Origin of the sequence: Priestia sp. SIMBA_032 (genome assembly GCF_046535215.1) — a bacterium.
In the GTDB taxonomy this organism is placed as follows: domain Bacteria; phylum Bacillota; class Bacilli; order Bacillales; family Bacillaceae_H; genus Priestia; species Priestia aryabhattai.
On record NZ_JAWRXD010000229.1, the window covers coordinates 1 to 367 of the forward strand.

General features: G+C 72.8%; 1 protein-coding gene. It reads left to right on the plus strand.

The features are described from left to right. Positions 1-43: 43 nt before the first annotated feature. Positions 44-367 (plus strand): hypothetical protein (locus SB717_RS34125; RefSeq protein ID WP_410907258.1); only part of this gene is annotated, 324 nt, incomplete at its 3' end.

Below are 367 nucleotides of genomic sequence, written 5' to 3' on the forward strand. Positions count from 1 at the left end.
CATAGCCTGGACCCGGCGGGGGATCGGGAAGCGAGGTGCACGGGTGAGACGGTTCTGGCGAGGTTCGGCGGTCGCTGCCGCCCTGACGGCGGCCCTGGTCATCGCGGGAGGCGCAGCCCCGGCCAGTGCGGACTCCTACCCGTCGTGGGACGACGTGCAGGCGGCCAAGAACAACGCGACCGCGGCCCAAGCCGAGGTCGACCGGATCAACGGGCTGCTGCAGAGCCTGCAGAGCGCGGCGAACGCGGCAGGCGATCTCGCGGTGAAGCGCCTGGGCGAGTACGGCACGGCGGAGGCCGCTCTGCAGACAGCGACGGCCAAAGCCCAGGATCTCGCCCAGCGGGCGCAGGACGCCTCCGCGAAGGCC